This is a genomic window from Mycobacterium angelicum, assembly GCF_002086155.1.
GTDB classification, from domain to species: Bacteria; Actinomycetota; Actinomycetes; order Mycobacteriales; family Mycobacteriaceae; genus Mycobacterium; species Mycobacterium angelicum.
The window spans coordinates 1-24,507 of the sequence record NZ_MVHE01000003.1 but is presented as its reverse complement, the minus strand read 5'-3'; the positions used below and the strand labels follow the sequence as shown (position 1 = coordinate 24,507).

At 66.4% G+C, this 24,507-nt stretch carries 25 protein-coding genes; 19 read left to right on the top strand and 6 right to left on the bottom strand.

Features of this window, described 5'->3' with window-relative positions; translation table 11 throughout:
- The first annotated feature begins 20 nt into the window (after positions 1–20).
- From pgsA to pspM, 4 genes are all read left to right on the top strand, one after another.
- Positions 21–617, top strand: coding sequence for a CDP-diacylglycerol--glycerol-3-phosphate 3-phosphatidyltransferase (gene pgsA / locus BST12_RS02815; RefSeq protein WP_211281195.1), 597 nt, complete (start codon positions 21–23; stop codon positions 615–617).
- Positions 618–701: 84 nt separating this feature from the next.
- Entirely contained in the window at positions 702–1,016 is a 315-nt protein-coding gene (gene clgR / locus BST12_RS02810; protein WP_083111497.1) for a transcriptional regulator ClgR, read from the top strand.
- Between the two features lie 129 nt (positions 1,017–1,145).
- Positions 1,146–1,964 carry a phage shock protein PspA gene (pspA, locus tag BST12_RS02805; RefSeq protein WP_083111496.1) on the top strand — a complete coding sequence of 273 codons (819 nt, stop codon included), beginning with the start codon at positions 1,146–1,148 and terminating at the stop codon, positions 1,962–1,964.
- A gap of 17 nt (positions 1,965–1,981) precedes the next feature.
- Entirely contained in the window at positions 1,982–2,794 is an 813-nt protein-coding gene (gene pspM, locus BST12_RS02800) for a phage shock envelope stress response protein PspM (protein ID WP_083111495.1), read from the top strand.
- Here the strand turns inward: pspM and BST12_RS02795 are convergent.
- Together BST12_RS02795 and BST12_RS02790 are read right to left on the bottom strand one after the other, a co-directional pair.
- Positions 2,791–3,183: a DUF5313 domain-containing protein gene (locus BST12_RS02795; RefSeq protein ID WP_083111494.1), complete on the bottom strand. Its 393-nt coding sequence runs from the start codon at positions 3,181–3,183 to the stop codon at positions 2,791–2,793. The genes pspM and BST12_RS02795 overlap by 4 nt on opposite strands.
- Positions 3,184–3,187: 4 nt before the next feature.
- Entirely contained in the window at positions 3,188–3,622 is a 435-nt protein-coding gene (locus BST12_RS02790) for a limonene-1,2-epoxide hydrolase family protein (protein WP_083111493.1), read from the bottom strand.
- A gap of 40 nt (positions 3,623–3,662) precedes the next feature.
- Between BST12_RS02790 and BST12_RS02785 the strand changes: the two genes are divergently transcribed.
- Both BST12_RS02785 and BST12_RS02780 read left to right on the top strand, forming a co-directional pair.
- A complete protein-coding gene (locus BST12_RS02785; protein ID WP_083111492.1) occupies positions 3,663–4,829 on the top strand; it encodes a glycosyltransferase in 1,167 nt (388 codons plus the stop codon).
- Between the two features lie 22 nt (positions 4,830–4,851).
- Positions 4,852–5,046: a DUF3046 domain-containing protein gene (locus BST12_RS02780; protein ID WP_083111686.1), complete on the top strand. Its 195-nt coding sequence runs from the start codon at positions 4,852–4,854 to the stop codon at positions 5,044–5,046.
- 88 nt (positions 5,047–5,134) lie between these two features.
- On the opposite strand, the gene BST12_RS02775 is transcribed toward BST12_RS02780, so the two are convergent.
- Positions 5,135–5,809 carry a (2Fe-2S)-binding protein gene (locus BST12_RS02775; protein WP_245850031.1) on the bottom strand — a complete coding sequence of 225 codons (675 nt, stop codon included), beginning with the start codon at positions 5,807–5,809 and terminating at the stop codon, positions 5,135–5,137.
- A gap of 142 nt (positions 5,810–5,951) precedes the next feature.
- Between BST12_RS02775 and recA the strand changes: the two genes are divergently transcribed.
- From recA to BST12_RS02755, 4 genes are all read left to right on the top strand, one after another.
- On the top strand, positions 5,952–6,992 hold the full coding sequence (gene recA / locus BST12_RS02770) for a recombinase RecA (protein ID WP_083111490.1): 1,041 nt from the start codon (positions 5,952–5,954) through the stop codon (positions 6,990–6,992).
- On the top strand, positions 6,958–7,476 hold the full coding sequence (gene recX / locus BST12_RS02765; RefSeq protein ID WP_083111489.1) for a recombination regulator RecX: 519 nt from the start codon (positions 6,958–6,960) through the stop codon (positions 7,474–7,476). Before recA ends, recX begins: the two co-directional genes overlap by 35 nt.
- Before the next feature lie 162 nt (positions 7,477–7,638).
- Positions 7,639–9,150, top strand: coding sequence for a tRNA (N6-isopentenyl adenosine(37)-C2)-methylthiotransferase MiaB (miaB, locus tag BST12_RS02760; RefSeq protein ID WP_083111488.1), 1,512 nt, complete (start codon positions 7,639–7,641; stop codon positions 9,148–9,150).
- On the top strand, positions 9,147–9,740 hold the full coding sequence (locus BST12_RS02755) for an Rv2732c family membrane protein (protein WP_139801462.1): 594 nt from the start codon (positions 9,147–9,149) through the stop codon (positions 9,738–9,740). Before miaB ends, BST12_RS02755 begins: the two co-directional genes overlap by 4 nt.
- On the opposite strand, the gene BST12_RS02750 is transcribed toward BST12_RS02755, so the two are convergent.
- A complete protein-coding gene (locus BST12_RS02750; protein ID WP_083111685.1) occupies positions 9,737–11,023 on the bottom strand; it encodes a DUF349 domain-containing protein in 1,287 nt (428 codons plus the stop codon). The genes BST12_RS02755 and BST12_RS02750 overlap by 4 nt on opposite strands.
- Positions 11,024–11,611: 588 nt before the next feature.
- Here BST12_RS02750 and BST12_RS02745 point away from each other — a divergent pair.
- From BST12_RS02745 to BST12_RS02715, 7 genes are all read left to right on the top strand, one after another.
- A complete protein-coding gene (locus tag BST12_RS02745; RefSeq protein ID WP_083111486.1) occupies positions 11,612–12,529 on the top strand; it encodes a DMT family transporter in 918 nt (305 codons plus the stop codon).
- A 330-nt stretch (positions 12,530–12,859) separates the two neighbouring features.
- The gene (locus BST12_RS02740; RefSeq protein ID WP_083111485.1) at positions 12,860–13,852 is read left to right on the top strand and encodes a DMT family transporter; all 993 of its coding nucleotides are present in this window, start codon (positions 12,860–12,862) and stop codon (positions 13,850–13,852) included.
- A gap of 66 nt (positions 13,853–13,918) precedes the next feature.
- Positions 13,919–14,605: a class III extradiol ring-cleavage dioxygenase family protein gene (locus BST12_RS02735; protein ID WP_083111484.1), complete on the top strand. Its 687-nt coding sequence runs from the start codon at positions 13,919–13,921 to the stop codon at positions 14,603–14,605.
- Positions 14,602–15,522: a tRNA (adenosine(37)-N6)-dimethylallyltransferase MiaA gene (miaA, locus tag BST12_RS02730; RefSeq protein WP_083111483.1), complete on the top strand. Its 921-nt coding sequence runs from the start codon at positions 14,602–14,604 to the stop codon at positions 15,520–15,522. Before BST12_RS02735 ends, miaA begins: the two co-directional genes overlap by 4 nt.
- Positions 15,523–15,526: 4 nt before the next feature.
- The gene (gene dapF / locus BST12_RS02725; RefSeq protein WP_083111482.1) at positions 15,527–16,408 is read left to right on the top strand and encodes a diaminopimelate epimerase; all 882 of its coding nucleotides are present in this window, start codon (positions 15,527–15,529) and stop codon (positions 16,406–16,408) included.
- 51 nt (positions 16,409–16,459) lie between these two features.
- Positions 16,460–17,908: a GTPase HflX gene (hflX, locus tag BST12_RS02720; RefSeq protein WP_245850042.1), complete on the top strand. Its 1,449-nt coding sequence runs from the start codon at positions 16,460–16,462 to the stop codon at positions 17,906–17,908.
- Positions 17,909–17,987: 79 nt separating this feature from the next.
- The gene (locus BST12_RS02715; protein ID WP_083111480.1) at positions 17,988–19,148 is read left to right on the top strand and encodes an acyl-CoA dehydrogenase family protein; all 1,161 of its coding nucleotides are present in this window, start codon (positions 17,988–17,990) and stop codon (positions 19,146–19,148) included.
- Here BST12_RS02715 and BST12_RS02710 read toward each other — a convergent pair.
- Positions 19,137–20,345, bottom strand: coding sequence for a TerC family protein (locus BST12_RS02710; RefSeq protein ID WP_083111479.1), 1,209 nt, complete (start codon positions 20,343–20,345; stop codon positions 19,137–19,139). The genes BST12_RS02715 and BST12_RS02710 overlap by 12 nt on opposite strands.
- 300 nt (positions 20,346–20,645) lie before the next feature.
- Between BST12_RS02710 and BST12_RS02700 the strand changes: the two genes are divergently transcribed.
- A complete protein-coding gene (locus tag BST12_RS02700; protein ID WP_083111478.1) occupies positions 20,646–22,943 on the top strand; it encodes a sunset domain-containing protein in 2,298 nt (765 codons plus the stop codon).
- 22 nt (positions 22,944–22,965) lie between these two features.
- On the opposite strand, the gene lexA is transcribed toward BST12_RS02700, so the two are convergent.
- Positions 22,966–23,670, bottom strand: a complete 705-nt coding sequence (gene lexA / locus BST12_RS02695; protein WP_083111477.1) for a transcriptional repressor LexA — start codon at positions 23,668–23,670, stop codon at positions 22,966–22,968.
- Between the two features lie 285 nt (positions 23,671–23,955).
- On the opposite strand from lexA, the gene BST12_RS02690 reads away from it, so the two are divergent.
- The gene (locus BST12_RS02690; RefSeq protein ID WP_083111684.1) at positions 23,956–24,450 is read left to right on the top strand and encodes a LysM peptidoglycan-binding domain-containing protein; all 495 of its coding nucleotides are present in this window, start codon (positions 23,956–23,958) and stop codon (positions 24,448–24,450) included.
- Positions 24,451–24,507: the final 57 nt, after the last annotated feature.

Genomic DNA, 24,507 nt, shown 5'->3' with positions numbered 1-24,507 from the left:
CAACCCGTTATTCTGTTGCCGTGTCGGCGCAGCCAGAAACACCTCCGGTGATCGGCCCCGCGCGTATTGCCAATCTGGCCAATATCCTCACCCTGCTGCGCTTGGTGATGGTCCCCATTTTCCTGCTGGCCCTGTTCTATGACGGCGGTCACCACTCCTCGGCCCGCGTGGTGGCGTGGGCGATATTCGCCGCCGCCTGCATTACCGATCGATTCGACGGCCTACTGGCGCGCAACTATGGAATGGCCACTGAATTCGGCGCCTTTATAGATCCCGTTGCGGATAAGACGCTGATTGGGGCGGCACTGATCGGGTTGTCGATGCTGGGCGACTTGCCTTGGTGGGTCACGATTGTGATCCTGAGCCGCGAACTCGGTGTGACGGTGCTACGGCTGGCCGTCATTCGCCGCGGCGTCATTCCGGCCAGTTGGGGCGGCAAACTCAAGACCGTGGTCCAGGCGGTGGCGATCGGCTTGTTCGTGCTGCCGCTTCCCGGGCCGCTGCATATCGGTGCCGAGGTGATCATGGCCCTCGCCGTCGTGCTGACGGTGGTGACCGGTGTCGACTATGTCGCCTCGACGGTCAGGGAAGTCAGTCGCGCCAACCGCGAATCTTAGATCGGCCGGGAACCAACGCCACTGCCGTCGGCGTTGACCTGACGTTGGCTGCCGAACAGGCGTGACCGGACGAAGGAGACGACGATGGCGGCATTGGTGCGCGAGGTAATCGGTGATGTTCTGCGCGGAGCCAGAACGTCACAGGGCCGGACGCTGCGCGAGGTGTCGGATTCAGCGCGGGTGAGCCTCGGGTACCTGTCGGAGGTGGAGCGGGGCCGCAAGGAGCCTTCGAGCGAGCTGCTGAACGCGATATGCGACGCCCTGCGGGTGCCGTTGTCGCAGGTGCTCACCGATGCCGCCGAACGGCTGGGGCGTGCGGAGCGAGCCGACAGCGGCACCAACATCGATGCCGCCACCAAGGTGGTCATCCCGCCGGTGGCGTCTCTGGCGGTAGCCTGACTGTCCGGTGACTGGCCTGGGTCGACGAGATACGCACCATGAGTGGGGCGACGCGCGCCGAACCGTTAAATTGAGCGGCAGAGGGTATGCGCCCATCCGGCACACAAGAAGCGAAGGCGGAGCTAACTGATGGCCAATCCGTTCGTCAAAGCGTGGAAGTACCTCATGGCGCTGTTCAACTCGAAGATCGACGAGCGCGCCGACCCCAAAGTCCAGATTCAGCAGGCCATTGAGGAAGCACAACGGACCCATCAGGCGCTGACCCAACAGGCTGCGCAGGTGATCGGCAACCAGCGCCAGCTGGAGATGCGCCTCAACCGGCAACTGGCCGACATCGAAAAGCTTCAGGTCAACGTGCGTCAGGCCCTGACGTTGGTAGACCAGGCCACCGCCGCCGGAGACGCGGCCAAGGCGACCGAGTACAACAACGCCGCCGAGGCGTTCGCCGCCCAGCTGGTGACCGCCGAACAAAGCGTCGAAGACCTCAAGACCCTGCACGACCAGGCACTGCAAGCGGCGGCGCAGGCCAAGAAGGCCGTCGAGCAGAACGCCATGGTGCTGCAGCAGAAGATCGCCGAGCGCACCAAACTGCTCAGCCAGCTCGAGCAGGCCAAGATGCAGGAACAGGTCAGCGCTTCACTGCGGTCGATGAGTGAGCTTGCCGCGCCGGGCAATACGCCCACCCTCGACGAAGTGCGCGACAAGATCGAGCGCCGCTACGCCAACGCGCTGGGGCAGGCAGAGCTGGCGCAGAGCTCGGTGCAGGGCCGCATGCTCGAAGTGCAACAGGCCGGCGTGCAGATGGCCGGGCATTCGCGGCTGGAGCAGATCCGGGCGTCGATGCGCGGTGAGGCGCTGCCCGCCGGCGGTGCCGCCACTCCCGGGGCCACGCCGGCCACCCCGGCGACCGAGACCGGTGGAGTTGCCGAGAAGCCGTTCGGTCAGTAACAGGGGACGGTTCGCAGATGGTGGCGAAGTCAGGTCAGCCCGGCCCAGTGCGGGCCGTGCTGCAGCGTGGACTTGATACCGTCGCCGACCTGTCCGACCTGGTGGCCCAGAAGATCACGGCCGCGTCCGATCCACGGGCGCGGCTGCTGCGCCGGCGCCGCCGCGCGCTGCGGTGGGCCTGGGTCTTTACCGCGGGCAGCCTATTTTGGGCCCTGGTTACGGCTGGGCTGGCCGCCTGGGGCTGGTTTGCATTGCTGCTGCAGGTCACCGGAGCCATCGCGGTCGTTCAGGTGATTCCCGCGACGCTGCTGTTCTTCCGCTACTACGGCCTGAAAGCAGAGCCGTTGCCGGCCCAGCGGCCGGCCAGCACCCGCCGGCTGCCGCCGCCCGGTTCGGCAGCCCGCTCCGCGATGTCGGCCCTGGGCGCTTCCGAACGGGGGTTTTTCTCGTTGCTGGGCGTGATAGAGCGCGGCGCGATGTTGCCCAGGGACGAGATCCAGGACTTGACGGATGCGGCCAAGCGGACGTCGGCGGCCATGGGAGCCACCGCGGCCGAGGTGGTGTCGATGGAGCGGGCCGCGCAGCATTCCGCTTCATCGCGCGAGTATCTGGTGCCGACGATCAACGCTTACACCGCGCAGTTGGGCGCCGGCGTCCGGCAGTACAACGAAATGGTCACTGCCGCAGCGCAATTGGTGTCGTCTGCAAGCGGTGACGGCGGCGCGGTGCTGTCCCAGCAGCGCTACCGCGCCGAGTTGGTCGACGCCACCGATCGGCTGACCGGATGGGCGCAGGCGTTCGACGAACTCGGCGGACTGCAGCGCCGCTAGTCGGCTGTTCGCGGCCCGTAGCGATCGATGTATGCCTGATGGATATGGGCGTCGCGTTGCCGGGCGCGTTCGTCGACCAGCGTGGGGTCCAGACCATGCACTCGCAGCATGTGCTGGCGCCAGATCTTGTTGAGTGCATGCGAGAAGTAGACGAACGGGATGAGGATCGGCAGCGTCATGCTCAGGTGGACGTCCAGCGTCGTCGGGATCAGCCAGAACGGCGCGAGCACCAGCACAGCCGGCACCGCGACCCGCCGCATCATCCGGCCGGCGGCACCCTTGTCCGTGAGATCCCGGCGCACCCACTCGCGCATCGAATCGGGCAGCCGCTTGCCGTAGCAGTAGCGGATGTACTCCAGCGCATTGGGTTTGGTGCGGACGTCGCTCATCGGTCTACAGCGTCGCTTTCAGTGATGGGATCACCAGCCCGGCCAGACCGCGCAGGAATCCCTTGAACATGTCGTAAGCATCAACGTAATCGCGCCACAGCGTAATCCGTCCGTCGCGCACCTCGAAGATGCCGCAGGCCCAGAACTGGATTCGCAACGGTCCGAAGATCAGCGCGTCGGTGCGTTCGGTGAGCACGGCGGTGCCGTCGGCGGCAACGCGGTGAATCTTGACCTCGAAGCCGACCCGGCCCTGCATCCTGCGCAGCAGAGCCGCCGTTCGCCGGCCACCCCGGATCCTGGAATATCCGACGTTCTCGTACACGAGATTGTCGTCGAATAACGCATCGATGGTGTCGAAGTCCTCGTCCTGCAGGGCATTGAGGAAGCCCTCGACCGTGCGGATGTTGTCGGTGCTCGCTTGTTGGGTCAGCTCGGTCATCCTGTCAGCCTACGTACGGCGCTGTGGCAGGGTAAGGCGGATGCGTGTCGCCGTGGTTGCCGGACCGGATCCCGGCCACTCGTTTCCCGCGATCGCGCTGTGCCAGCGCTTCTGTGCAGCAGGCGATGCGCCGACGTTGTTCACCGGAGCGGAATGGCTGGAAGCGGCCCAGGCTGCCGGTGTGGATGCGGCCGAGCTGGATGGCCTGGTGGCCACCGATCAAGATCTGGACGCCGGAGCCCGGATCCACCGCCGCGCCGCACGGATGGCCGTGCTCAATGTCCCGGCCTTGCGCGCATTAGCGCCCGATCTGGTGGTTTCCGATGTGATCACCGCCGGCGGCGGCATGGCTGCCGAGCTGCTCGGAATTCCGTGGATTGAACTCAATCCGCATCCGCTGTATCTGCCGTCCAAGGGGTTGCCGCCGATCGGCAGTGGACTGGCGCCGGGCACCGGTTTTCGCGGCAAGCTGCGCGACACCGTGATGCGCGGGCTGACGGCGCGGTCCTGGCGTGCGGGTCTGCGACAGCGTGCGGACGCGCGGGCCGGGATCGGATTACCGGCCCGCGACCCCGGGCCGCTGCGGCGGCTGATCGCTACGCTGCCCGCGCTGGAGGTGCCACGGCCGGACTGGCCGGACGGGGCCGTGGTGGTGGGCCCGTTGCACTTCGAGCCGACCGACCGCGTCTTGGACATCCCCCCGGGCCCGGGGCCACTGGTGGTAGTCGCGCCGTCCACGGCACACACCGGGACCACCGGCTTGGCCGAAGTCGCGCTTGAGTGCCTTACGCCGGGGGACACGCTGCCGCCGGGATCGCGGCTGGTGGTGTCGCGGCTGGGCGGAGCCGAGGTGGCGGTGCCGCCCTGGGCGGTAGTCGGGCTGGGCCGTCAGGCCGAGCTGTTGAGGCACGCTGACGTGGTGATCTGCGGTGGCGGACATGGGATGGTGGCCAAGACGCTGCTCGCGGGGTTGCCATTGGTGGTGGTTCCCGGCGGCGGGGATCAATGGGAGATGGCCAATCGGGTGGTGCGCCAGGGGAGTGCCCGGTTGATCCGCCCGCTGACCGCCGAGGCGCTGGTGTCCGCGGTTGGTGAGGTGCTGTCGTCGCCGAAGTACCGTGAAGCGGCGCAGCGAGCGGCGGCCAGCATCGCCGGGGTCGCCGATCCGGTTCGGGTGTGTCATGAAGCGCTGGCGTTAGCGGGCTAGCCGGCTGGGTATGTTGGCTGACGTGCGGCTGACGGAGTTCAACGAGCGGGTGGTGCTGCGGTTCGGCGCCGCGTACGGCTCATCGGTACTGGTCGATCACGTGCTGAGCGGCTTCGGCGGCCGCACCGCCGCCCAGGCGATCGAGGCGGGTATCGAACCTCGCGATGTCTGGCACGCGCTGTGCGCCGACTTCGACGTTCCGCGCGACCAGTGGTGAGGGTTTTGTGCGCATCGTGTGGGTAAGCAGGGCGGCCGGCTGTGGCGTGTCGCATCCCTGAATGCACATTCGAAGCCGGCGATTCACACTAGAGCGGGCAGTCGCCGCAGGTGGCCGCGCCGGGGATGCGATAGAAGAGGCAGCAGCTGCGACGCGTGTAGTCCAGATTTGAACCGCTGAGCACGCCGGTTCCGGCCAGAGTGCGGGTACTCAAGAGGCTGCTGGTGGTTTCGACGATTTGCTTGCGCAAGTCGGGTCGCGCCGCAAGCAACATTCGGGCCGTTCCGACAAGCGCCGACGCGATATTGCCGGATAGCAGGCCGGGCGCCAGTTTGACGTGCAGCCCAGCCGCGAGTGCGTCCATGTGGTCGTGAATGACGACGCGATGCAAAAGTTCGGACGAAGGGGAGACGAGCTTTCCGACGGGTTCGGGCAGGCGCAGCTGGGCTCCGTCGTCGGCGCGCTGCAGGTCGGTCAGATCGGGTATGACGCCATGCCCTAACACGCAGGCGAGAACCGGCGACCACAGGCGAGCGGCATGGCCGAGGTGCACCAGTGAGGCGCCGATTCGCCGCTCCGTCGTGCGGTACCGCTCGGCGGTGGCGTCGATGAGATCGGCAAATCCGTTGCGATAAGACTGGCGGACGGGATGCCATCCGGCCGCGTCCCCGCCAACGACTAGTGCGAAAAAGCCTCCATAAGAGGCGATTTCGGAGAGTTCTGCGGAGATGTCGCGGTGTTCTTGGATAGCTGATATTGCCACACTTCGCGGCGTGTCGAACTTGAGTCGAACAGATGTTCGGCTACTGTGGGGAGCGTCCGGACGAAACTTGTCGGACCCCGCGCCTACTGTCACGAGCAACCGACCGACAACGGTCATCAACACCGACTACAGGAGAGGCACCATGTCGCAAGCCCCGGACCGTGAGAAGGCCCTTGAACTGGCAATGGCCCAGATCGAGAAGAGTTACGGCAAAGGATCGGTGATGCGCCTCGGTGACGAGGTGCGGCAACCCATTTCGGTCATCCCGACCGGATCCATCGCGCTGGATGTTGCCCTGGGCATCGGTGGTCTGCCGCGTGGTCGGGTCATCGAAATCTACGGCCCGGAATCCTCGGGTAAGACCACCGTGGCCCTGCATGCGGTGGCTAACGCCCAAGCCGCCGGCGGTGTCGCGGCGTTCATCGACGCCGAGCATGCGCTGGACCCCGAATACGCCAAAAAGCTCGGCGTCGACACCGATTCGCTGCTGGTCAGTCAGCCGGACACCGGTGAACAGGCGCTTGAGATCGCCGACATGCTGATCCGCTCGGGCGCGCTCGACATCGTGGTCATCGACTCGGTGGCCGCACTGGTGCCGCGCGCGGAACTCGAAGGCGAGATGGGCGACAGCCATGTCGGGCTGCAGGCCCGGCTGATGAGCCAGGCATTGCGGAAAATGACTGGTGCACTGAACAATTCGGGCACCACGGCGATCTTCATCAACCAGCTCCGCGACAAGATCGGTGTGATGTTCGGTTCGCCGGAAACGACAACAGGCGGAAAGGCGCTGAAGTTCTACGCATCGGTGCGTATGGATGTGCGGCGGATCGAGACGCTCAAAGACGGCACCAATGCGGTCGGCAACCGCACCCGGGTCAAGATCGTCAAGAACAAGGTGTCGCCGCCGTTCAAGCAGGCCGAGTTCGACATTCTCTACGGCAAAGGCATCAGCCGTGAGGGCTCGCTGATCGATATGGGTGTGGATCAGGGCTTCATCCGTAAGTCAGGTGCCTGGTTCACCTACGAGGGCGAGCAACTCGGCCAGGGCAAGGAGAACGCACGCAACTTCTTGATGGAGAACGCCGATGTGGCCAACGAGATCGAGAAGAAGATCAAGGAAAAACTCGGCATTGGTGCGGTGGTAACCGATGACGGCGTCCTGCCCGCCCCCGTCGACTTCTGAGCCATCCCGCGACGAGCAGGCGCGGGCGCTATGCCTGCGCCTGCTCACCGCGAGATCGAGGACCCGAGCCGAATTAGCCGCTCAGCTCGCAAAACGTGGATACCCCGACGACATCAGGAATCGGGTGCTGGATCGGCTCGCGGCCGTCGGCTTGGTCGACGACACCGACTTCGCCGAACAGTGGGTGTCCTCGCGACGGGCCAACGCGGGCAAGAGTAAACGCGCGCTGGCCGCTGAATTACACACCAAAGGCGTCGACGACGAGGTGATCACCGCGGTGCTGGGCGGGATCGACGCCGGGGCTGAGCGGGCGCGGGCTGAGCAACTGGTACGGGCCAGACTGCGACGGGAGGCGCTGGGCGACGAAACGAAGGTAAGCCGGCGGCTGGTGGCGATGCTGGCGCGGCGCGGGTACAGCCAGAACGTGGCTTGTGAGGTAGTCATTGCCGAACTGGCCGCCGAACGGGAGCGGCGACGGGTCTGAATAGCTGCGAATGGTGGCGACCCGCAGCGCGCGGCTCCGCCGCGCTCGCGATCGCCACTGGTTGCGAATGGTGGCGACCCGCAGCGCGCGGCTCCGCCGCGCTCGCGATCGCCACTAGCTGCGGATTAATCGACTGCCCCAGGTCAGCCGTACCATGGGCCCGTGACTTCGACGGTGACCCAAGACTCCGCCGCCGCGGCGGCGTCGGGTTTGGGGCGCACCTATCAAGTCCGCACCTACGGCTGCCAGATGAACGTCCACGACTCCGAGCGGCTCGCGGGCCTACTGGAAGCCGCCGGCTATCAGCGAGCCGCTGACGGGGCCGACGCAGATGTAGTGGTCTTCAACACCTGCGCCGTCCGCGAGAACGCCGACAACAAGCTGTACGGCAACCTCAGTCATTTGGCTCCGCGCAAACGCAGCAATCCCGACATGCAAATCGCCGTCGGTGGTTGCCTCGCGCAGAAAGACCGCGAGGCCGTGCTGCGCAGGGCGCCATGGGTCGATGTTGTCTTCGGCACCCACAACATCGGCTCGCTGCCTACGCTGCTCGACCGGGCCCGGCACAACAAGGCTGCCCAGGTGGAAATCGCCGAGGCGCTACAGCAGTTTCCGTCGTCGCTGCCGAGTGCGCGTGAATCTGCTTATGCCGCTTGGGTTTCCATATCGGTTGGCTGCAACAACAGCTGCACCTTTTGCATAGTGCCGTCGCTGCGCGGTAAGGAGGTCGACCGCGGTCCGGACGACATCCTCGCCGAAGTGCTGTCATTGGTGAACGAAGGGGTACTCGAGGTCACCCTGCTCGGCCAGAACGTCAACGCCTACGGCGTGTCATTCGCCGACCCCGCATTGCCGCGCAACCGGGGCGCTTTCGCCGAGCTGCTACGAGCCTGCGGACGCATCGACGGCCTCGAGCGCGTCCGATTCACCTCTCCGCACCCGGCGGAGTTCACCGACGACGTCATCCATGCGATGGCGCAGACGCCCAACGTCTGCCCGGCCCTGCACATGCCGCTGCAGTCCGGATCGGACCGGGTGCTGCGCGCAATGCGACGGTCCTACCGCGCCGACCGTTACCTCGGCATCATCGACCGGGTGCGAGCGGCTATGCCCCACGCCGCCATCACCACCGATCTGATCGTGGGATTTCCCGGTGAGACCGAGGAGGACTTCGCGGCGACCCTCGACGTGGTGGCACAGGCCCGGTTCGCGGCCGCGTTCACCTTCCAATACTCCCAGCGCCCGGGCACGCCGGCGGCCTCACTTGACGGACAACTGCCGAAAGCCGTTGTGCAGGAACGCTATGAACGACTGGTCGAGTTGCAGGAGCGGATCTCGCTGGAGGCCAACACAGCCGTCGTCGGGCAGACCGTCGAACTGCTCGTCGCCACCGGCGAAGGACGCAAAGACACTCGCACCGCACGCATGAGCGGGCGCGCCCGCGACGGCCGACTGGTCCACTTCGCCGCTCACCAGAATGTGCGTCCCGGCGATATCATCACAGTGGCGGTCACCGATGCCGCGCCACACCATCTCATTGCCGACGCCGGCATCCTGACCCACCGCCGCACCCGAGCTGGCGACGCGTACGCCGCCGGGCAGCGACCGCGAGGTGTCGGTCTGGGCATGCCTGGCGTCGGGCAGCCCGTCAACACCGCCGGAGGATGTACATGATGAGCAACGACCACGACACCGAACACATCGCCGCCCTGCGCGGCGAAATCGAGGCCGCAGAGCGCCGCGTGGCGCGTGAGATCGACCCCGGCGCAAGGGCTCTCGTCGTCGCGATCTTGGTGTTTGTGCTGCTGGGATCGTTTGTGTTGCCGCACACGGGAAGCGTGCGCGGGTGGGACGTCCTGTTCGGCACCCATGGCGCGGCCGCGGCCGCGGTGGCGCTGCCCTCGCGGGTCTTCGAGTGGCTGGCGCTGGTCTTCGGCGTCGGCTTCTCGATGCTGGCGCTGACGACTCGCCGGTGGGCGGTGGCCTGGGTAGCGCTGGCGGGTTCGGCGCTGGCCAGCGCAACCGGACTGTTGGCAGTGTGGTCGCGCCAAACGGTCGCGGTGGGTCATCCCGGCCCGGGCTTCGGCCTCATCTTGTCGTGGATCACCGTGATGGTGTTGACCTTTCACTGGGCCCGGGTGGTGTGGCAGCGCACCATCGTGCAGCTGGCGGCCGAGGAGCAGCGCCGGCGCATCGTCGCGCAGCAACAGTCGATGACGCTGCTGGACAGCCTGCCGACCACCGACGACAACGGCGGCCGCTAAGACCGACGAGTCAGCGCGTCGGCGGCAGCTTCGGCCCACTGCCGCCACTGCGCGGCGTTAGCCTTGGCCTCCTCGGCTTCCTTGGTGCGACCGGCCGCGGCCGCCTTGGCGGCCTGTTGTTCGAACTGCTCGGCGCGCGTGCGGAATTGCTCGGCGCGGGCCTGCGCCTGTGGGTCGGACCAATCCGACTCGCCGGCATCGCGGACTTTCTTCTCGATCGCGCGCAGCCGCCGTTCCAAGTCCGCTGATCGTTCCCTGGGGACCTTGCCGATCGCGTCCCATTTGTCAGCAATCGACCGCAGCGCGGCTCTGGCCGCGTCGTGATTGCTGGTGTCGAGCTTTTCGGCCTCTGCCAGCAGCGCCTCTTTGGCGGCGGCATTGGCCCGCAACTCGGCGTCCTTTTCCGCTGTGGCGGCGTTACGAGCCGTGAAGAACACATCCTGCGCGGCCTTGAATCGGCGCCACAGGGCGTCGTCGACATCTCTGCTCGCGCGGCCGGCTGCCTTCCATTCGGTCAGCAGTTTCCGGAATTCCGCGCTGGTGGCGGTCCAGTCGGTCGAATCAGACAGATCTTCGGCGCGCCTGCAAAGGCGTTCCTTGGATTGCCGGACGCCCGACCGCTCGCGGTCCAAATCGGCGAAGTGAGATCCGCGCCGCCGGTTGAAGGTGTCCCGGGCCGCTGAATAGCGCTTCCACAGTGCGTCGTCGACCTTGCGATCCAGGCCGCTGATCGTCTTCCACTCATCCAGGATTGCCCGCAGCCGATCACCGGCGGTCTTCCACTGGGTGGAGTCGGCGGCCAGCTCCTCGGCCTCGACGGCCAGTGCTTCCTTGCGTGCGGTCTGGGCGGCTCGATGCTCTTCGCGTTTGGAGCGGTCCGCGGCCGCGATGGCATCGGCGTGGTCACGCAGGCCGGTCAACCGGGCGGCCAGCGAGTCGACATCGCCCAGCACACACGCCGTCGGCAGCGTTTCGGCCAATGCCAGAGCATTGGCCTTGATCTTGCGGGCGTCGCCGGTCCCGGAAGCCAGCCGCTCTTCCATCAGGGTGATCTCGGTGCTGAGGTCGTCGAATCGGCGGCCGAAATGCGCGAACGCGGCTTCGCGGTCGCCGGCTTGCCAGGAGCCGATCACACGCTCGCCGGCCGAACTGACCAACCACACCGTGCCGTCGTCGTCGACGCGTCCGAACCGGTGCGGATCGCTGGTCCGGGGCGTTATGACCGGATGGGCGGTGGGGCGCGGCACCGGGCGGGGACCGGGGCGCGGTCCCGGGCGTGGAATCGGCCCCGATACGGGCCCTGGCCCTGCAGCGGGCTCCGACTCTGCAGGGGGCTCCGGCTCTGCAGCGGGCCCCGACTCTGATGTGGGCTCCGGCCCTGCAGCGGGCCCGGGCTCTGCAGCGGCCCCCGACTGTGATGCAGCCCCCGACTCTGATGTCGGCCCTGCCACCGGCCCCTGCACTGGCCCGGATGAGTCGCAGTTGTTGGTCTGGTCAGCCGTCATGCGCTCGTCACCTACCCTTCGCGCGGCGATATCCCGCGCCCCTGCCGCGCGAAGCGGCACCTATCGATTGGCAGAACCCGTCCCGTCATTGGTTCGCCAACCGGCTCCAACAGTATTCAAGCAGCTAGCAGGCCCCCGTGCTGCTACCTTCGCCGCTTCGATAGCTTCACCGACCGCGTGCGGTATCACCAGTGCTTTTTCCACCCCGGGCCCGACGGCAAAGCTCGACATCGCCGGCGAAGCAAACTTTTCTAGGAGAAAGTCCCGATGTGATGCTGAACCAGCGCACACGAGTCATTATTGAACAACTGCTTAACTCGAGGTTTACCCGACTACGCCCGGTGGGCTGTCGGAGGAAGATCAGCTATGGGCAAAGTTGAGGTCGCGACGTTGCTCGCACTGGGCGCGGCGCTGATGGCCGGTATCGGATACGTGGTCTTACAGCGGTCTGCTCAGCAAGTCACCACCGAAGCGGTCGGACACTTCACGTTGTTCCATCTCTCCCTGCGGCATCTGCAGTGGTGGCTCGGCAGCCTGGCGGCGCTGTTCAGCTTCACGCTGCAGGCCATCGCCCTGACGATGGGCTCGGTAGTGCTGGTCCAGTCGCTGCAGGCCACGGCGCTGCTGTTCGCATTGCCGATAGATGCTCGCCTCACGCACCACCGGTGTACGGCCAGGGAATGGATGTGGGCGGTATTGCTGGCCGGCGCGGTCGCGGTGATCGTGATGGCCGGCGATCCATCGGCCGGCCACGCTCGGGCTGCCTGGCCGGCCTGGGCCGTGGTCGCCGCGGTGATGGTTCCCCTGCTGGTTGTCTGTGTGATCGGGGCGCGATTCGCTTCGGGTCCGTTGTCCGCGGTGCTGTTGGCACTCGCGTCGGCCGCAGCGCTTGCGGCGTTCACGGTGCTGACCAAGGGTGTGATGGCCGAGCTGGGAAAGGGCTTCCCGACGCTGTTTCGCGCCCCGGAGTTCTACGCCTGGGTCGTGGTCCTGCCGATCGGGCTGATGCTGCAGCAATCGTCGTTGCGGGCCGGGGCGCTGACCGCCTCGTTGCCGACGATAACGGTGGCCAGGCCCGTGATCGCCTCGCTGCTCGGCGTCACGTTGCTGGGCGAGGTTGTGCACGCCGGTGAGGGACAGGTGTTGACGCTGGCCGCCGCGGTGATAGTCGTCGTCGCCGCGACCGTGGCTTTGGCGCGCGACGAGGCCGCGATGATGGCCCCGCCTCCCGAGAGTCGAAGTCACCGGCCGGCTCGCGGTGTGTTAGCTGAACCCGCCACCTAACGCGCTGCTGCGGTAACGAATCGGGATCACCGCCGGGCCGCGCGAGCGGTAACCGCCGGTCGCCCGGTACTGTGGCGGAACAGGTTCAATCGGGGGGTTGGGCACTCGAAGGCTCTGGGTCGGCCAGTCTAGGCGGCGTGCCGTTTTCGGCCCAGGCTTCACACAGCTACTACATCGCTCGTTACAGGTGCTGCATAGGTTGGTGGGGAAATATCTATCGAGACCGTACGCAGCGCCATAAAGTGGTCGGTGAACTGCCGGCGAATAATTGGTGCATAGACAGCTGCAGCGGGGGATCGCTGGTGGGACGCAGGGAATCGAGGGTCGCCAATGTCGAAGGTTGAAATCGCCGCGATAATCGCCCTATTCGCGGCACTGGCATCCGCGATCGGCGACGTGATACGGCAGCGCTCCGCGCATGAGATCACCGACAAGCAGGTGGGTCACCTCACGCTGTTCGGCATGTCTCTGCGCGACATGCGTTGGTGGATGGGCGGCGTCATGGCCGTCATCAACTACAGCTTGCAGGCCTGCGCGCTGGCGTGGGCATCGGTGATGCTGGTGACGTCACTGCAGGTGACGGCGCTGCTCTTCGCGCTGCCGATCTACGCCAGGTTCGCCCATCACCGCATCACGCGCTGGGAGTGGATGTGGGCCGTGGTGCTGGCCGGCGCATTGGCGGTGGTCATCATCGTCGGTGACCCGACAGCCGGCCACCAGCGGGCGTCGCTGAATACCTGGCTGATTGTGGCCGTAGTGATGGGTCCGGCATTGGTGTTGTGTGTGGTGGCGGCCAAGGTGTGGGCCGGTCGTCCGGTGGCGGCGGTGCTGTTGGCGATAGTTGCGGGCTCCTCCTTGGCGCTGTTCGCCGTGCTGACCAAGGGAGTCGTCGAGGTCGCCGAAGACGGCCTGGGCGCGGCGGTGCGCGCGCCGGAATTCATCCCGTGGATCTTCGCGGCACTGGCCGGGATGATCTTTCAGCAGTCGGCGTTTAGGGCCGGTGCGCTGACGGCCTCATTGCCGACGATGACGGTGGTGAAGCCCGCGATGGCCACCATTCTCGGGGTAACCGTGCTCGCTGAGTCACTGCAAGCCGATGGCCCCGAGGCGTTCGTGCTGCTCGGCGCGGTGGTCGTAGTGGTCGCAGCGACGGTGGCACTGGCTCGCGGCGAAGCTGCGACCATGGTCGCCGACACCGGCCAAGACATGGCCGATACCAAGCGCACGAAGCGGCTCCCGCCACCCTCCTCCGGCGGAAACGCCGGCGATACCGTCGAACCCGTGGCAGCGGGCGACCCGGTGTGGCGGCCGTCCTCGGCTTGACCACAGGCTGACGTTTTGAGCGCCCGGTCCTGGGCCGGCGTATCGGCGAGACGTTAGTTTGGTGGCGTGTTGAGCGCCATCGCGATCGTTCCGTGTGCGCCGGTGCTCGTCCCTGAACTCACCGGATGCGCCGCTACCGAAATGGCCGAGCTCAGGGGCGCGGTAACCGCCGCGGCTGCCTGTCTGCCCGCCCGCTGGATTGCGATCGGAGTGGGCCGCGCTGATGAAATGGTGGGCGTCAAGGGCGTCGGGACCTTCGCCGGATTCGGGGTCGATCTGCGGGTGCGGCTGGCGCCGCAAGCCCCCGACGAGCCGGCCGAACTTCCCGTGTGCGCGTTGATCGCCGCGTGGGTGCGCGGTCAGGCCAGACCGGAAGCCAGCGCGGAGGTTCGCGTCTACGCCGGCGACCGCGACCCGGATGCTGCGCTTGCCCACGGTAGGCAGCTGCGCGCCGAGATCGACCGGGCGCCGGCCTCGATCGGCGTCCTGGTGGTGGCCGACGGCGTGAACACTCTGACACCCGCTGCCCCGGGCGGCTACGACCCGGCCAGCGTCGATGTCCAGACGGACCTGGACGACGCGCTGGCCAGCGGCGACGTCGCCGCATTGACCCGGCTGCCGGGTCCGATCCTCGGCCGGACGGCATTCCAGGTGCTGGCCGGTCTCACCGAACCCGGGCCCCGGTCGGCCAAGGAGCTTTATCGCGGAGCGCCGTACGGCGTGGGCTACTTCGCCGGTGTCTGGCAACCGTGAGACCGCTGGCGATCATCGGCCCGACGGGCACAGGCAAGTCGCAACTGGCTCTCGACGTGGTCGAACGGCTCGAGCTCACCGCCGAAATCGTCAACGCCGACGCGATGCAGCTCTATCGCGGCATGGACATCGGAACGGCGAAGCTGCCCGTCCACCAGCGCCGCGGCCTTCCGCATCACCAGCTCGACGTCCTCGACGTCACCGAAACTGCGACGGTCGCTCGCTATCAGCAGGCCGCGGCCGCCGATATCGAGGCGATCATGGCCAGGGGAGCGGTGCCGCTGGTGGTGGGCGGTTCCATGCTCTACATCCAATCGCTGCTCGACGACTGGACTTTTCCCGCGACCGATCCGGCTGTGCGCGCCAAATGGGAGCAGCGGCTCGCCGAGATCGGGGTGGGCGAACTGCACGCCGAACTGGCTCGCCGCGACCCGGCCGCGGCCGCCACGATCCTGCCCACCGACGGCCGGCGCACGGTGCGGGCACTGGAGGTGGTCGAGCTCACCGGCCAGCCGTTCGCCGCGTCGGCACCACGCATCGGCGCCGCGCGATGGGACACCGTGATCCTCGGATTGGACTGTGACACAACGATTCTCGACGAGAGGCTGGCTCGGCGCACCCAGCTGATGTTCGATACCGGCCTGGTCGAGGAAGTACGGACACTGCTCGGGCAGGGCTTGCGCGAGGGCGTCACGGCGTCGCGCGCGCTGGGCTACGCCCAGGTGATCGAGGCACTGGAGGCCGGCGGGGGACCGGACCAGGTGCGCGACGCGCAGAAACAGACCTTCGTGGGCCCCCGCCGTTACGTGCGACGGCAACGGTCGTGGTTTCGCCGCGACCATCGGGTGCACTGGCTCGACGCCGGGACGGACGACCTCGTCGAAAACGCGGTGCTGGCGTGGCGCCAAGTACCCTGACGACATGCTGTTCGCCAAGGGCCACGGCACCCAGAACGACTTCGTGCTGCTGCCCGACCTCGATGCCCGGGTGGTGCTGACGGCTTCCCGGGTGGCCGCCTTGTGCGACCGGCGCAGCGGCCTGGGCGCCGACGGGGTGTTGCGCGTGACGACGGCGCAAGCCGCATTGCGGGCCGGCGTGCTCGATCGCCTGCCCGAGGGTGTGAACGGTTCGCACTGGTACATGGACTACCGCAACGCCGACGGCTCGATCGCGCAGATGTGCGGCAATGGCGTGCGGGTGTTCGCCCACTACCTGCGGGCCAGTGGCCTGGAATCGGGCAACGAGTTCGTCGTCGGGTCGCTGGCCGGACCGCGCCCGGTCTCTTTGCACGAGGTCGATGCCACCAACGCCGACGTCACGGTCGACATGGGCAAGGCCAACCGGCTGGGAAGCGGAGGGCCGGCCTTCGAGGCCACAGTCGGTGGGCGGCGGTTTACCGGCGTGGCCGTCGATGTGGGCAATCCGCATTTGGCCTGCGTCGACCCGGAACTGACGGTCGAAGCGCTCGCGGCGTTAGACGTGGCGGCGCCGGTCATATTCGACCTGGCGCAGTTCCCGGGCGGAGTCAATGTCGAGGTGCTCACGGCCCCGGCCGATGGCATGGTGTGCATGCGTGTCCACGAACGCGGCGTGGGCGAAACCCGCTCGTGTGGCACCGGGACGGTCGCGGCGGCAGTCGCCGCCCTGGACGCACGTGGTGCCGAAACCGGCACGCTGACCGTGCGGGTGCCGGGCGGCGACGTCGTCGTCACGGTTACCGACGCCACCAGCTACCTGCGCGGACCGTCGGTATTGCTGGCCCGTGGCGAACTCGCCGACGACTGGTGGAACGCCCTGGGGTGAATATTCGGATGCACGGTCGGGCGCATCGTGGAACCATCGGTGTTGGCTATGATGTATCCAGACTCGCCCAAGAAGGCAGATTCGCCGATGACGGGCTTCTCAGAATCCACACCGAGTCTCGGTGAACTCGCCCTCGAAGACCGCTCGGCGCTGCGCCGGGTCGCCGGGCTGTCCACCGAGCTCGCCGACATCTCCGAGGTCGAGTACCGCCAGCTGCGGCTGGAACGCGTGGTGCTCGTGGGGGTATGGACCGAGGGCAGCGCGGCCGACAACCAGGCCAGCCTGGCCGAGCTCGCGGCGTTGGCCGAAACAGCCGGTTCCCAGGTGCTCGAAGGGCTCATTCAGCGTCGCGACAAGCCCGACCCGTCGACGTACATCGGCTCCGGCAAGGCTGCCGAGCTTCGCGATGTGGTCGTGGCAACCGGTGCCGACACCGTCATCTGCGATGGCGAACTGTCCCCGGCGCAGCTGACCGCGCTGGAGAAGGCCGTCAAGGTCAAGGTCATCGACCGCACGGCCCTTATCCTCGACATCTTCGCCCAGCACGCCACCAGCCGGGAGGGCAAGGCACAGGTGTCGCTGGCCCAGATGGAGTACATGCTGCCGCGGTTGCGTGGTTGGGGTGAGTCGATGTCTCGGCAGGCCGGTGGTCGTGCCGGTGGCAGCGGTGGCGGGGTGGGCCTGCGTGGGCCTGGTGAGACCAAGATCGAGACCGACCGGCGACGCATCCGCGAGCGCATGAGCAAGCTGCGCCGCGACATCAAGGCCATGAAACAGGTACGCGACACCCAGCGCAGTCGCCGGCTGGAAAGCGATGTGCCGTCGATCGCCATCGTTGGGTACACCAACGCGGGGAAATCCAGCGTGCTCAACGCGCTGACCGGCGCCGGCGTGCTGGTCCAAGACGCCCTGTTCGCCACCCTGGACCCTACCACGAGACGCGCAGAGTTCGAGGACGGCCGGCCGTTCGTGCTCACCGACACCGTCGGCTTCGTGCGGCACCTGCCCACCCAGCTGGTCGAGGCGTTCCGTTCCACGCTGGAGGAGGTCGTCGACGCCGACCTCTTGGTGCACGTGGTCGACGGATCCGACGTCAACCCGCTGGCCCAGATCAGCGCGGTCCGGCAGGTGATTTCCGAAGTCATCGCCGACCATCACGGCGACCCGCCGCCCGAGTTGCTGGTGGTCAACAAGGTTGACGCCGCGAGCGGCCTGACGCTGGCCAAGCTGCGCCACGAGCTGCCCGGCGCGGTCTTCGTCTCCGCCCGTACCGGGGAGGGCATCGACGCGCTCCGGCGGCGCATGGCCGAGCTGGCCGAACCCACCGATACCGCCGTCGACGTCGTGATTCCTTACCACCGCGGCGACCTGGTGGCCCGTGTGCACGCCGACGGCCGCGTCCAGCAAGCCGAGCACAACCCGGAGGGCACCCGGATCAGGGCCCGCGTTCCCGTCGCGCTGGCGGCCAGCTTGCAGGACTTCTCCGTCAACGGCGGCTAGGCAACCGCCGACCAACCGCCCGGTTGGTATATCTTGGTTGGCAGAGTTTTCTTTTATCTGATAGCCGGAGGCTGTAGGTATGGGCAGTGCCGTCAAATACCAGCGCACTCTTTTCGAACCCGAACATGATTTGTTCCGCGAGTCTTACCGTGCGTTTCTCGACCGCCACGTCGCGCCTTATCACGACGAATGGGCCAAGGCCAAGATCGTGGACCGCGGAGTGTGGCTCGAGGCCGGCAAACAGGGCTTCCTCGGCATGGCGGTACCGGAGGAGTACGGCGGCGGCGGAAACCCCGACTTCCGGTACAACACCATCGTCACCGAGGAAAGCGTCGCCGGACGGTACAGCGGACTCGGGTTCGGCCTGCACAACGACGTCGTAGCGCCTTACCTGCTGAAGCTCACCACCGACGAGCAAAAGCAGCGCTGGCTACCCAAGTTCTGCACCGGGGAGCTGATCACCGCGATCGCCATGACCGAGCCGGGAACCGGCAGCGACCTGCAGGGCATCAAGACCCGCGCGGTCAAGCAAGGCGACCACTATGTGCTCAACGGGTCAAAGACGTTCATTACCAACGGGATCAACTCAGACCTGGTGATCGTGGTGGCGCAGACGGATCCCGAAAAAGGCGCCCAAGGCTTCAGTTTGCTCGTCGTCGAACGCGGTATGGAGGGATTCGAACGCGGCCGCCATCTGGACAAGATCGGCCTGGACGCCCAGGACACCGCCGAACTGTCCTTCTCCGACGTCAAGGTGCCGATTGAAAACCTGCTCGGCCAAGAGGGCATGGGATTCATCTACCTGATGCAGAACCTGCCGCAGGAACGGATCAACATCGCGGTCATGGCCGCCACGGCAATGGAATCCGTACTGGAGGAGACGCTGCAGTACACCAAGGAGCGCAAGGCTTTTGGGAAGTCCATCGGCAGCTTCCAAAACAGCCGGTTCCTGCTGGCCGAGCTGGCCACCGAGGCCACTGTGGTGCGCATCATGGTCGACGAGTTCCTCGCGCTGCACCTGGAAGGCAAGCTGACGGCCGAACAGGCGGCGATGGCCAAGTGGTATTCCACCGAGAAGCAGATACAGCTGATCGACCGCTGCCTGCAGTTGCACGGCGGATACGGTTACATGCGCGAATACCCTGTCGCCCGGGCATATCTCGACGCCCGGGTGCAGACCATCTACGGCGGTACGACCGAGATCATGAAAGAAATCATCGGCCGCAGCCTAGGTGTTTGACGGCGTCTGGTCATCGGGCTCATACGCTTCGTGCGCGTCGTGGGCCCGTCGCAGCAGCGCTCTGAACTCGTGGTCCTGTGTGAGCTGCGTACGGTATTTCGTTGGCAGTGAGTCGATTTCGTGCTCGGCTTGCAGCAGATCCGCAAAGATCTTCTCACGTTCGGCGGGATCGACCTCATAGTGCAAGTCGAGGTATTCGGTGGCATGCCGGTGGGCTCTGGCCACGGCATTCTGCTTACGGCCGCGCGCGGAGAACAACGACACGACAGTGGTGATCAGCAGAATGACGATGATCACCGTCAGCGACACCGCGGTGCTGATTTCGGCCACTTGCACCGGCATACCGTGGTTGATGAACGGAATGTTGTTGTCGTGCAATGCTTCCAGTATCAGCTTCACGCCGATGAAGCCGAGAATCGCCGCCAGCCCATAGGACAGGTAGACCAAGCGGTCCAGCAGATTGTCGATCAGGAAGTACAGCTGGCGCAGCCCCATCAGCGAGAATGCGGTTGCGGCGAAAACCAGGTAGACGTTTTGCGTCAAACCGAACATCGCTGGTACCGAATCGAAGGCAAACAGCACGTCGGTTCCGCCGACGGCGATCATCACCAGCAGCATCGGGGTCATCACCCGCTTGCCGTTTTCTTCGGTGAACAGCCGGTCGCCGTCGTAGTGCGGCGAGGTTCGCAAGAAGCGACTGGCCAGCCGGATGATGAGGTTATCGGCGTTATGGCTTTCGGGCTCTCCGGGTTTGGCCAGGTTGCCCGCCATGATCAGCAAGCCCAGGCCGAACACATAGAACGCCCAGTTGAAGTTGTCGAGCAGCGCCGCCCCGAGCAGTACGAAACCGGTGCGCGCGATCAACGCGAACGTGACGCCGAACAGCAGCACCTTCTGCTGTGCCACCCGGGGCACGGCGAAGCTGCTGATGATGATCAAGAAGACGAACAAGTTGTCGACGGAGAGGGCTTCGTTGCTCAGATAGCCGGCGAAGTATTCGACCGCCATCTCGGGACTGCCCGCGACGAGCACGCAGATTCCGAACACGATCGCGATTCCGACGTAGATTGCGGACCAGACTGCGGCCTCACGTAACGTCGGCACGTGGGTTTTGCGTACGTGGAAGACATAGTCGAACAGCAGCAGGCCTGCGATCAGGACGATGGTCAGTGCCCAGACAAGTCCCGAAACACCCATTTGCGCTGGGTTTCCTCTCACGGCGTCAGTCGGGTTGTCGTCCTCGGCACGGTATCCCAGACCGTGGTCGGCCCGCACTGCGGTTGCTCGCGACACGAGCGCGGCCAGGCATCATTTCGACATCGGCTGGGTATCCGTTTTCGTAAAATTTCGGAATTTTCTTCGCATTTCCCGTTCGCTAGAGCAAAGTTATGCGAGCCCGGCGACGATGCGGACCGTAGCTGGGGGACGGCCCACGGTGGGAAATCTACCGGCTCGCGATGCGGGCAGGGCAGTGGCTGGGGCGGCCTGGGAGGCTTGGTGAGCGGGCAGAGAGGTCAATTGAGGAAGCTGGTCGGGCGCGCGCTGCTCAGCTTGTCGGCTGCGGCGCTGGCCGCCGCACTGTGGGCGCCCAGCGCGGTGGCGTCTCCGATAGGCGACGCCGAAGCGGCCATGATGGCCGCGTGGGAGAAGGCCGGCGGCGACACCTCGACCCTCGGCGCCCGCAAGGGTGACGTGTACCCGGTAGCCGACGGATTCGCTCTGGACTTCGACGGCGGCAAGATGTTCTTCACCCCGGCCACCGGCGCCAAATACATGTACGGACCGATCCTGGACAAATATGAGTCGCTGGGCGGTCCGGGCGGCAGCGATCTGGGCTTCCCGACCATTAACGAGGTTCCCGGCCTGGCCGGACCCGACAGTCGGGTCAGCACCTTCGCCGCGAGCGACAACCCGGTGATCTTCTGGACGCCCGACCACGGCGCCTTCGTGGTGCGCGGCGCCTTGAACGCCGCATGGGACAAGCTGGGTAGCTCCGGTGGTGTGCTCGGCGCTCCGATCGGGGATGAGACCTACGACGGCGAGGTCACCACCCAGAAGTTCACCGGCGGACAGGTCTCCTGGAATCGAAAGACCAAGGAATTCACCACCACCCCGCCGACGCTGGCCGATCAGTTGAAGGACCTGCAGGTAGCGATCGACCCCACCGCCGCCATCAACATGGCCTGGCGGGCCGCCGGCGGTGCCGCAGGCCCCCTGGGGGCCAAGAAGGGCGACCAGTACCCGATCGGTGGCGACGGCATCGCACAGGACTTCACCGGGGGCAAGGTCTTCTTCAGCCCGGCTACCGGTGCCAATGCCGTCGAGGGCGCAATCCTGCAGAAGTACGAATCGCTGGGTGGCCCGGTCAGCAGCGACCTGGGTTTCCCTATAGCCAATGAGGCCGACGGCGGAATCACCCCCGCAAGCCGGATCGCGTCGTTCGCCGCGGCCGACAAGCCGGTGATCTTCTGGACCCCCGACCACGGCGCATTCGTCGTGCGCGGAGCCATGAAGGCCGCGTGGGACAAGCTGAAGGGAGCGACCGGCAAACTCGGGGCCCCGCTGGGCGACCAAACCGTGGACGGCGACGTGATCTCGCAGAAGTTCGCCGGCGGCAAGATCTCGTGGAACCGTGCGAAGAACACCTTCACCACGGATCCGGCCAACCTGGCACCCCTGCTATCCGGTTTGCAGGTGACGGGACAGAACCAGCCCAGTGCCGCCGGCCCGACCGCGCACGGCAAGAAGTTCACCTGGCACTGGTGGTGGCTGGCGGCGGCCGTGCCGGTGGTCCTGCTCATCGTCATGTTCGTATTGGTGGTGTTCGGCCTGCGCCGGCGTCGCGGTGGCGCTCCGGCTAGTCCCGCCTACCTGCCCGAACACGAGCGCGACCACGAGCCCGACCACGAACATGATTTAGCGGCCGGTTATGACGCCGGCGGACATTGGCCGCACGACGAGGCCGATTACGGGACGGAACGCTTCCCGCTCGACGACCAGCATCAGCCCGAACATCACCCGCAGGACGTCGGCTCGATGTCGCGGGTCAGCTGGCCGCGAGGCGGCGGGGCCGTCGCGGCTGAGCACGAGCCGAGTGAAGAGCCCTACGGCAGCGACGCGTTTACCGGATCCGACCAGGGCTACGAGTACGCCGAGGTCGGAGAGGTATACGAGGAGGACGCCGAGGAAGACCCGGACGCGGTTGACACCACACCCACGCCGATCGTGACTCCGAGGGACTTCCTCGAAGCGACGGTGGTCGAGCCGGCCGTTCCGGAGACTGTCGGAGCAGACAGCTTCGCGCCTGAGGCCTACGTCCCCGAATCCGTGGCTCCCGAGGCCGTCGCTCCGGACACCGAGGCTCCGGACGCCGCGTTCCCCGACACTTTCTACCCTCCCGCCCCGGTCGCCGAACCTCCCGAGCTTCTGGTCGACGAGACGGCCGAGACGGAGGCCACACCGGTTTCCGAGCCGAGATCCGGGCGGCACGCAGCCGCGGATTCCGACGCATACGGTTCGGAAGGGGCCGCCGCGGCAGCGGCATATCAAGCGGCGCCGGAAGCTGCACCGGCCGCCCCGGCGCCACCGGCTCCCATCGCGGGGGCGCGCCCGATGATCCATCTGCCGCTAGATCACGACCCGTATCAGGCGCCGGATGGATACCCGATCAAGGCCAGCGCCCGCTCGGGCTTGTACTACACGCCCAATAGTGCGCTGTACCACGACACCCTCGCTGAAATCTGGCTGGCCAGCGAAGAAGTCGCGCAAGCCAACGGATTCATCAAGGCGGACTGAACCCATACGCCGGTGGCCGCAGCTAGACCTTGCGGATGACCGTGACGACCTTGCCGAGCACCGTCGCATCATTGCCGGGTATCGGATCGAACGCCGGGTTGTGCGGCATCAGCCACACCTGACCACCCGCGCGCTTGAACGTCTTGACGGTGGCCTCGCCTTCGATCATCGCCGCGACGATGTCACCGTTGTCGGCGACGTTCTGCTGACGCACGACCACCCAGTCGCCGTCGCAGATCGCAGCTTCGACCATGGAGTCACCGACCACCTTCAGCAGGAACAGCGTGCCCTCGCCGACCAGCTCCCGCGGCAACGGAAAGACGTCCTCCACGGCTTCCTCGGCAAGGATCGGCCCGCCGGCGGCGATGCGGCCCAGAACGGGGACAAACGTGGGTTCCGGCAAGGCGTCAGAGCCGGCGACGTCGGTGACCGGCGTTGGTGTGTCGTCGGCGCCGCGCACATCGACCGCGCGTGGACGGTTCGGGTCGCGGCGCAGATAGCCCTTGCGTTCCAGGGTGCGCAATTGGTGGGCGACCGAGGATGTTGACGTCAGGCCCACGGCGTCGCCGATCTCCCGGATGCTCGGGGGGTATCCACGGCTGGTAACCGACGCGCGGATGACGTTGAGGATGGTGCGCTGCCGCTCGGTCAGCGATGAATCAGCGGACTGCAAGCGGTCGGCGGCCTCCCCGGTCGGGGGTGCGGAAGGGTCGTTGCTGTCACTCATGGCACTGAATGTAGCCGCACTGCCGCCAAGAATCAAACATGTGTTCGACAAGTGTGTCGCCATGGCGATGCGACGCGCCGACCTCCTGAATCACAAGTGTGTAACTCTTCACGCGGTCGGGTATCCGCGATCTATGGGACCGCACGCGACGAAAATTTCTTGTCAGTGGTGTGGTCTAGCGTTTTGCTCATGCGACACGCTTCGATCAAATGTTCGGGTATCGAACACACGAGCGACTACAGTGTCGAACACACGAGCGATGCCCCTTCGGTCAGAGGAACGAACATGACACTCATCTACGCAGCCCCGCCCCGCAGCCGCAGTGTCCGGGGGCCGGTCAACGGGCCAATCCACGAGCCGCGATCTGCTCGGACGGGGCTGGGCCAGTCGCGCAGGCCCGGCACCGGCCGGCCGGGGGGCGCGCCACTGCGCTACCAGGGCACCGGCGTGGCGGTGTCGGTCGCCCCCCATCGCAGGCGTCCCGTCCCGCTGGCGACGACCATGGGGTTGGCCTTGCTCGCCGGGTTGATCACGCTCTGGCTGGGCGTGGTTGCACACTTCGGGCAAATGGCCACCGACGGTTCAGCCGATCCGGCCATTCACATCCCCGACACCCTCGCCGTGGTGCGGGTGCTACCGGGGGAATCTCTGCAGGACGTCGCCGCACGGGTGGCCCCGGACGCGCCGGCGCGCCAGGTTGCCGAACGCATCCGCGAACTCAACGCTCTGGACACGGGGTCTCTGTCGGCAGGCCAGACGCTGATCGCGCCGGTCGGCTGACGGGACCGGGATCGCCGTGTACAGCGAAAACCCTGCTGCGCCAGCACAGTTGGGGGC

Coding starts and splice junctions, on each gene's coding strand:
- dapF (WP_083111482.1), top strand. CDS start 15,527: ATGCTGTTCGCCAAGGGCCACGGCACCCAGAACGACTTCGTGCTGCTG.
- pspM (WP_083111495.1), top strand. CDS start 1,982: ATGGTGGCGAAGTCAGGTCAGCCCGGCCCAGTGCGGGCCGTGCTGCAG.
- BST12_RS02690 (WP_083111684.1), top strand. CDS start 23,956: ATGACACTCATCTACGCAGCCCCGCCCCGCAGCCGCAGTGTCCGGGGG.
- BST12_RS02715 (WP_083111480.1), top strand. CDS start 17,988: ATGGGCAGTGCCGTCAAATACCAGCGCACTCTTTTCGAACCCGAACAT.
- BST12_RS02740 (WP_083111485.1), top strand. CDS start 12,860: ATGTCGAAGGTTGAAATCGCCGCGATAATCGCCCTATTCGCGGCACTG.
- BST12_RS02755 (WP_139801462.1), top strand. CDS start 9,147: ATGATGAGCAACGACCACGACACCGAACACATCGCCGCCCTGCGCGGC.
- BST12_RS02785 (WP_083111492.1), top strand. CDS start 3,663: ATGCGTGTCGCCGTGGTTGCCGGACCGGATCCCGGCCACTCGTTTCCC.
- recA (WP_083111490.1), top strand. CDS start 5,952: ATGTCGCAAGCCCCGGACCGTGAGAAGGCCCTTGAACTGGCAATGGCC.
- BST12_RS02710 (WP_083111479.1), bottom strand. CDS start 20,345: ATGGGTGTTTCGGGACTTGTCTGGGCACTGACCATCGTCCTGATCGCA.
- recX (WP_083111489.1), top strand. CDS start 6,958: ATGACGGCGTCCTGCCCGCCCCCGTCGACTTCTGAGCCATCCCGCGAC.
- BST12_RS02745 (WP_083111486.1), top strand. CDS start 11,612: ATGGGCAAAGTTGAGGTCGCGACGTTGCTCGCACTGGGCGCGGCGCTG.
- BST12_RS02790 (WP_083111493.1), bottom strand. CDS start 3,622: ATGACCGAGCTGACCCAACAAGCGAGCACCGACAACATCCGCACGGTC.
- pspA (WP_083111496.1), top strand. CDS start 1,146: ATGGCCAATCCGTTCGTCAAAGCGTGGAAGTACCTCATGGCGCTGTTC.
- BST12_RS02795 (WP_083111494.1), bottom strand. CDS start 3,183: ATGAGCGACGTCCGCACCAAACCCAATGCGCTGGAGTACATCCGCTAC.
- lexA (WP_083111477.1), bottom strand. CDS start 23,670: ATGAGTGACAGCAACGACCCTTCCGCACCCCCGACCGGGGAGGCCGCC.
- hflX (WP_245850042.1), top strand. CDS start 16,460: ATGTATCCAGACTCGCCCAAGAAGGCAGATTCGCCGATGACGGGCTTC.
- clgR (WP_083111497.1), top strand. CDS start 702: ATGGCGGCATTGGTGCGCGAGGTAATCGGTGATGTTCTGCGCGGAGCC.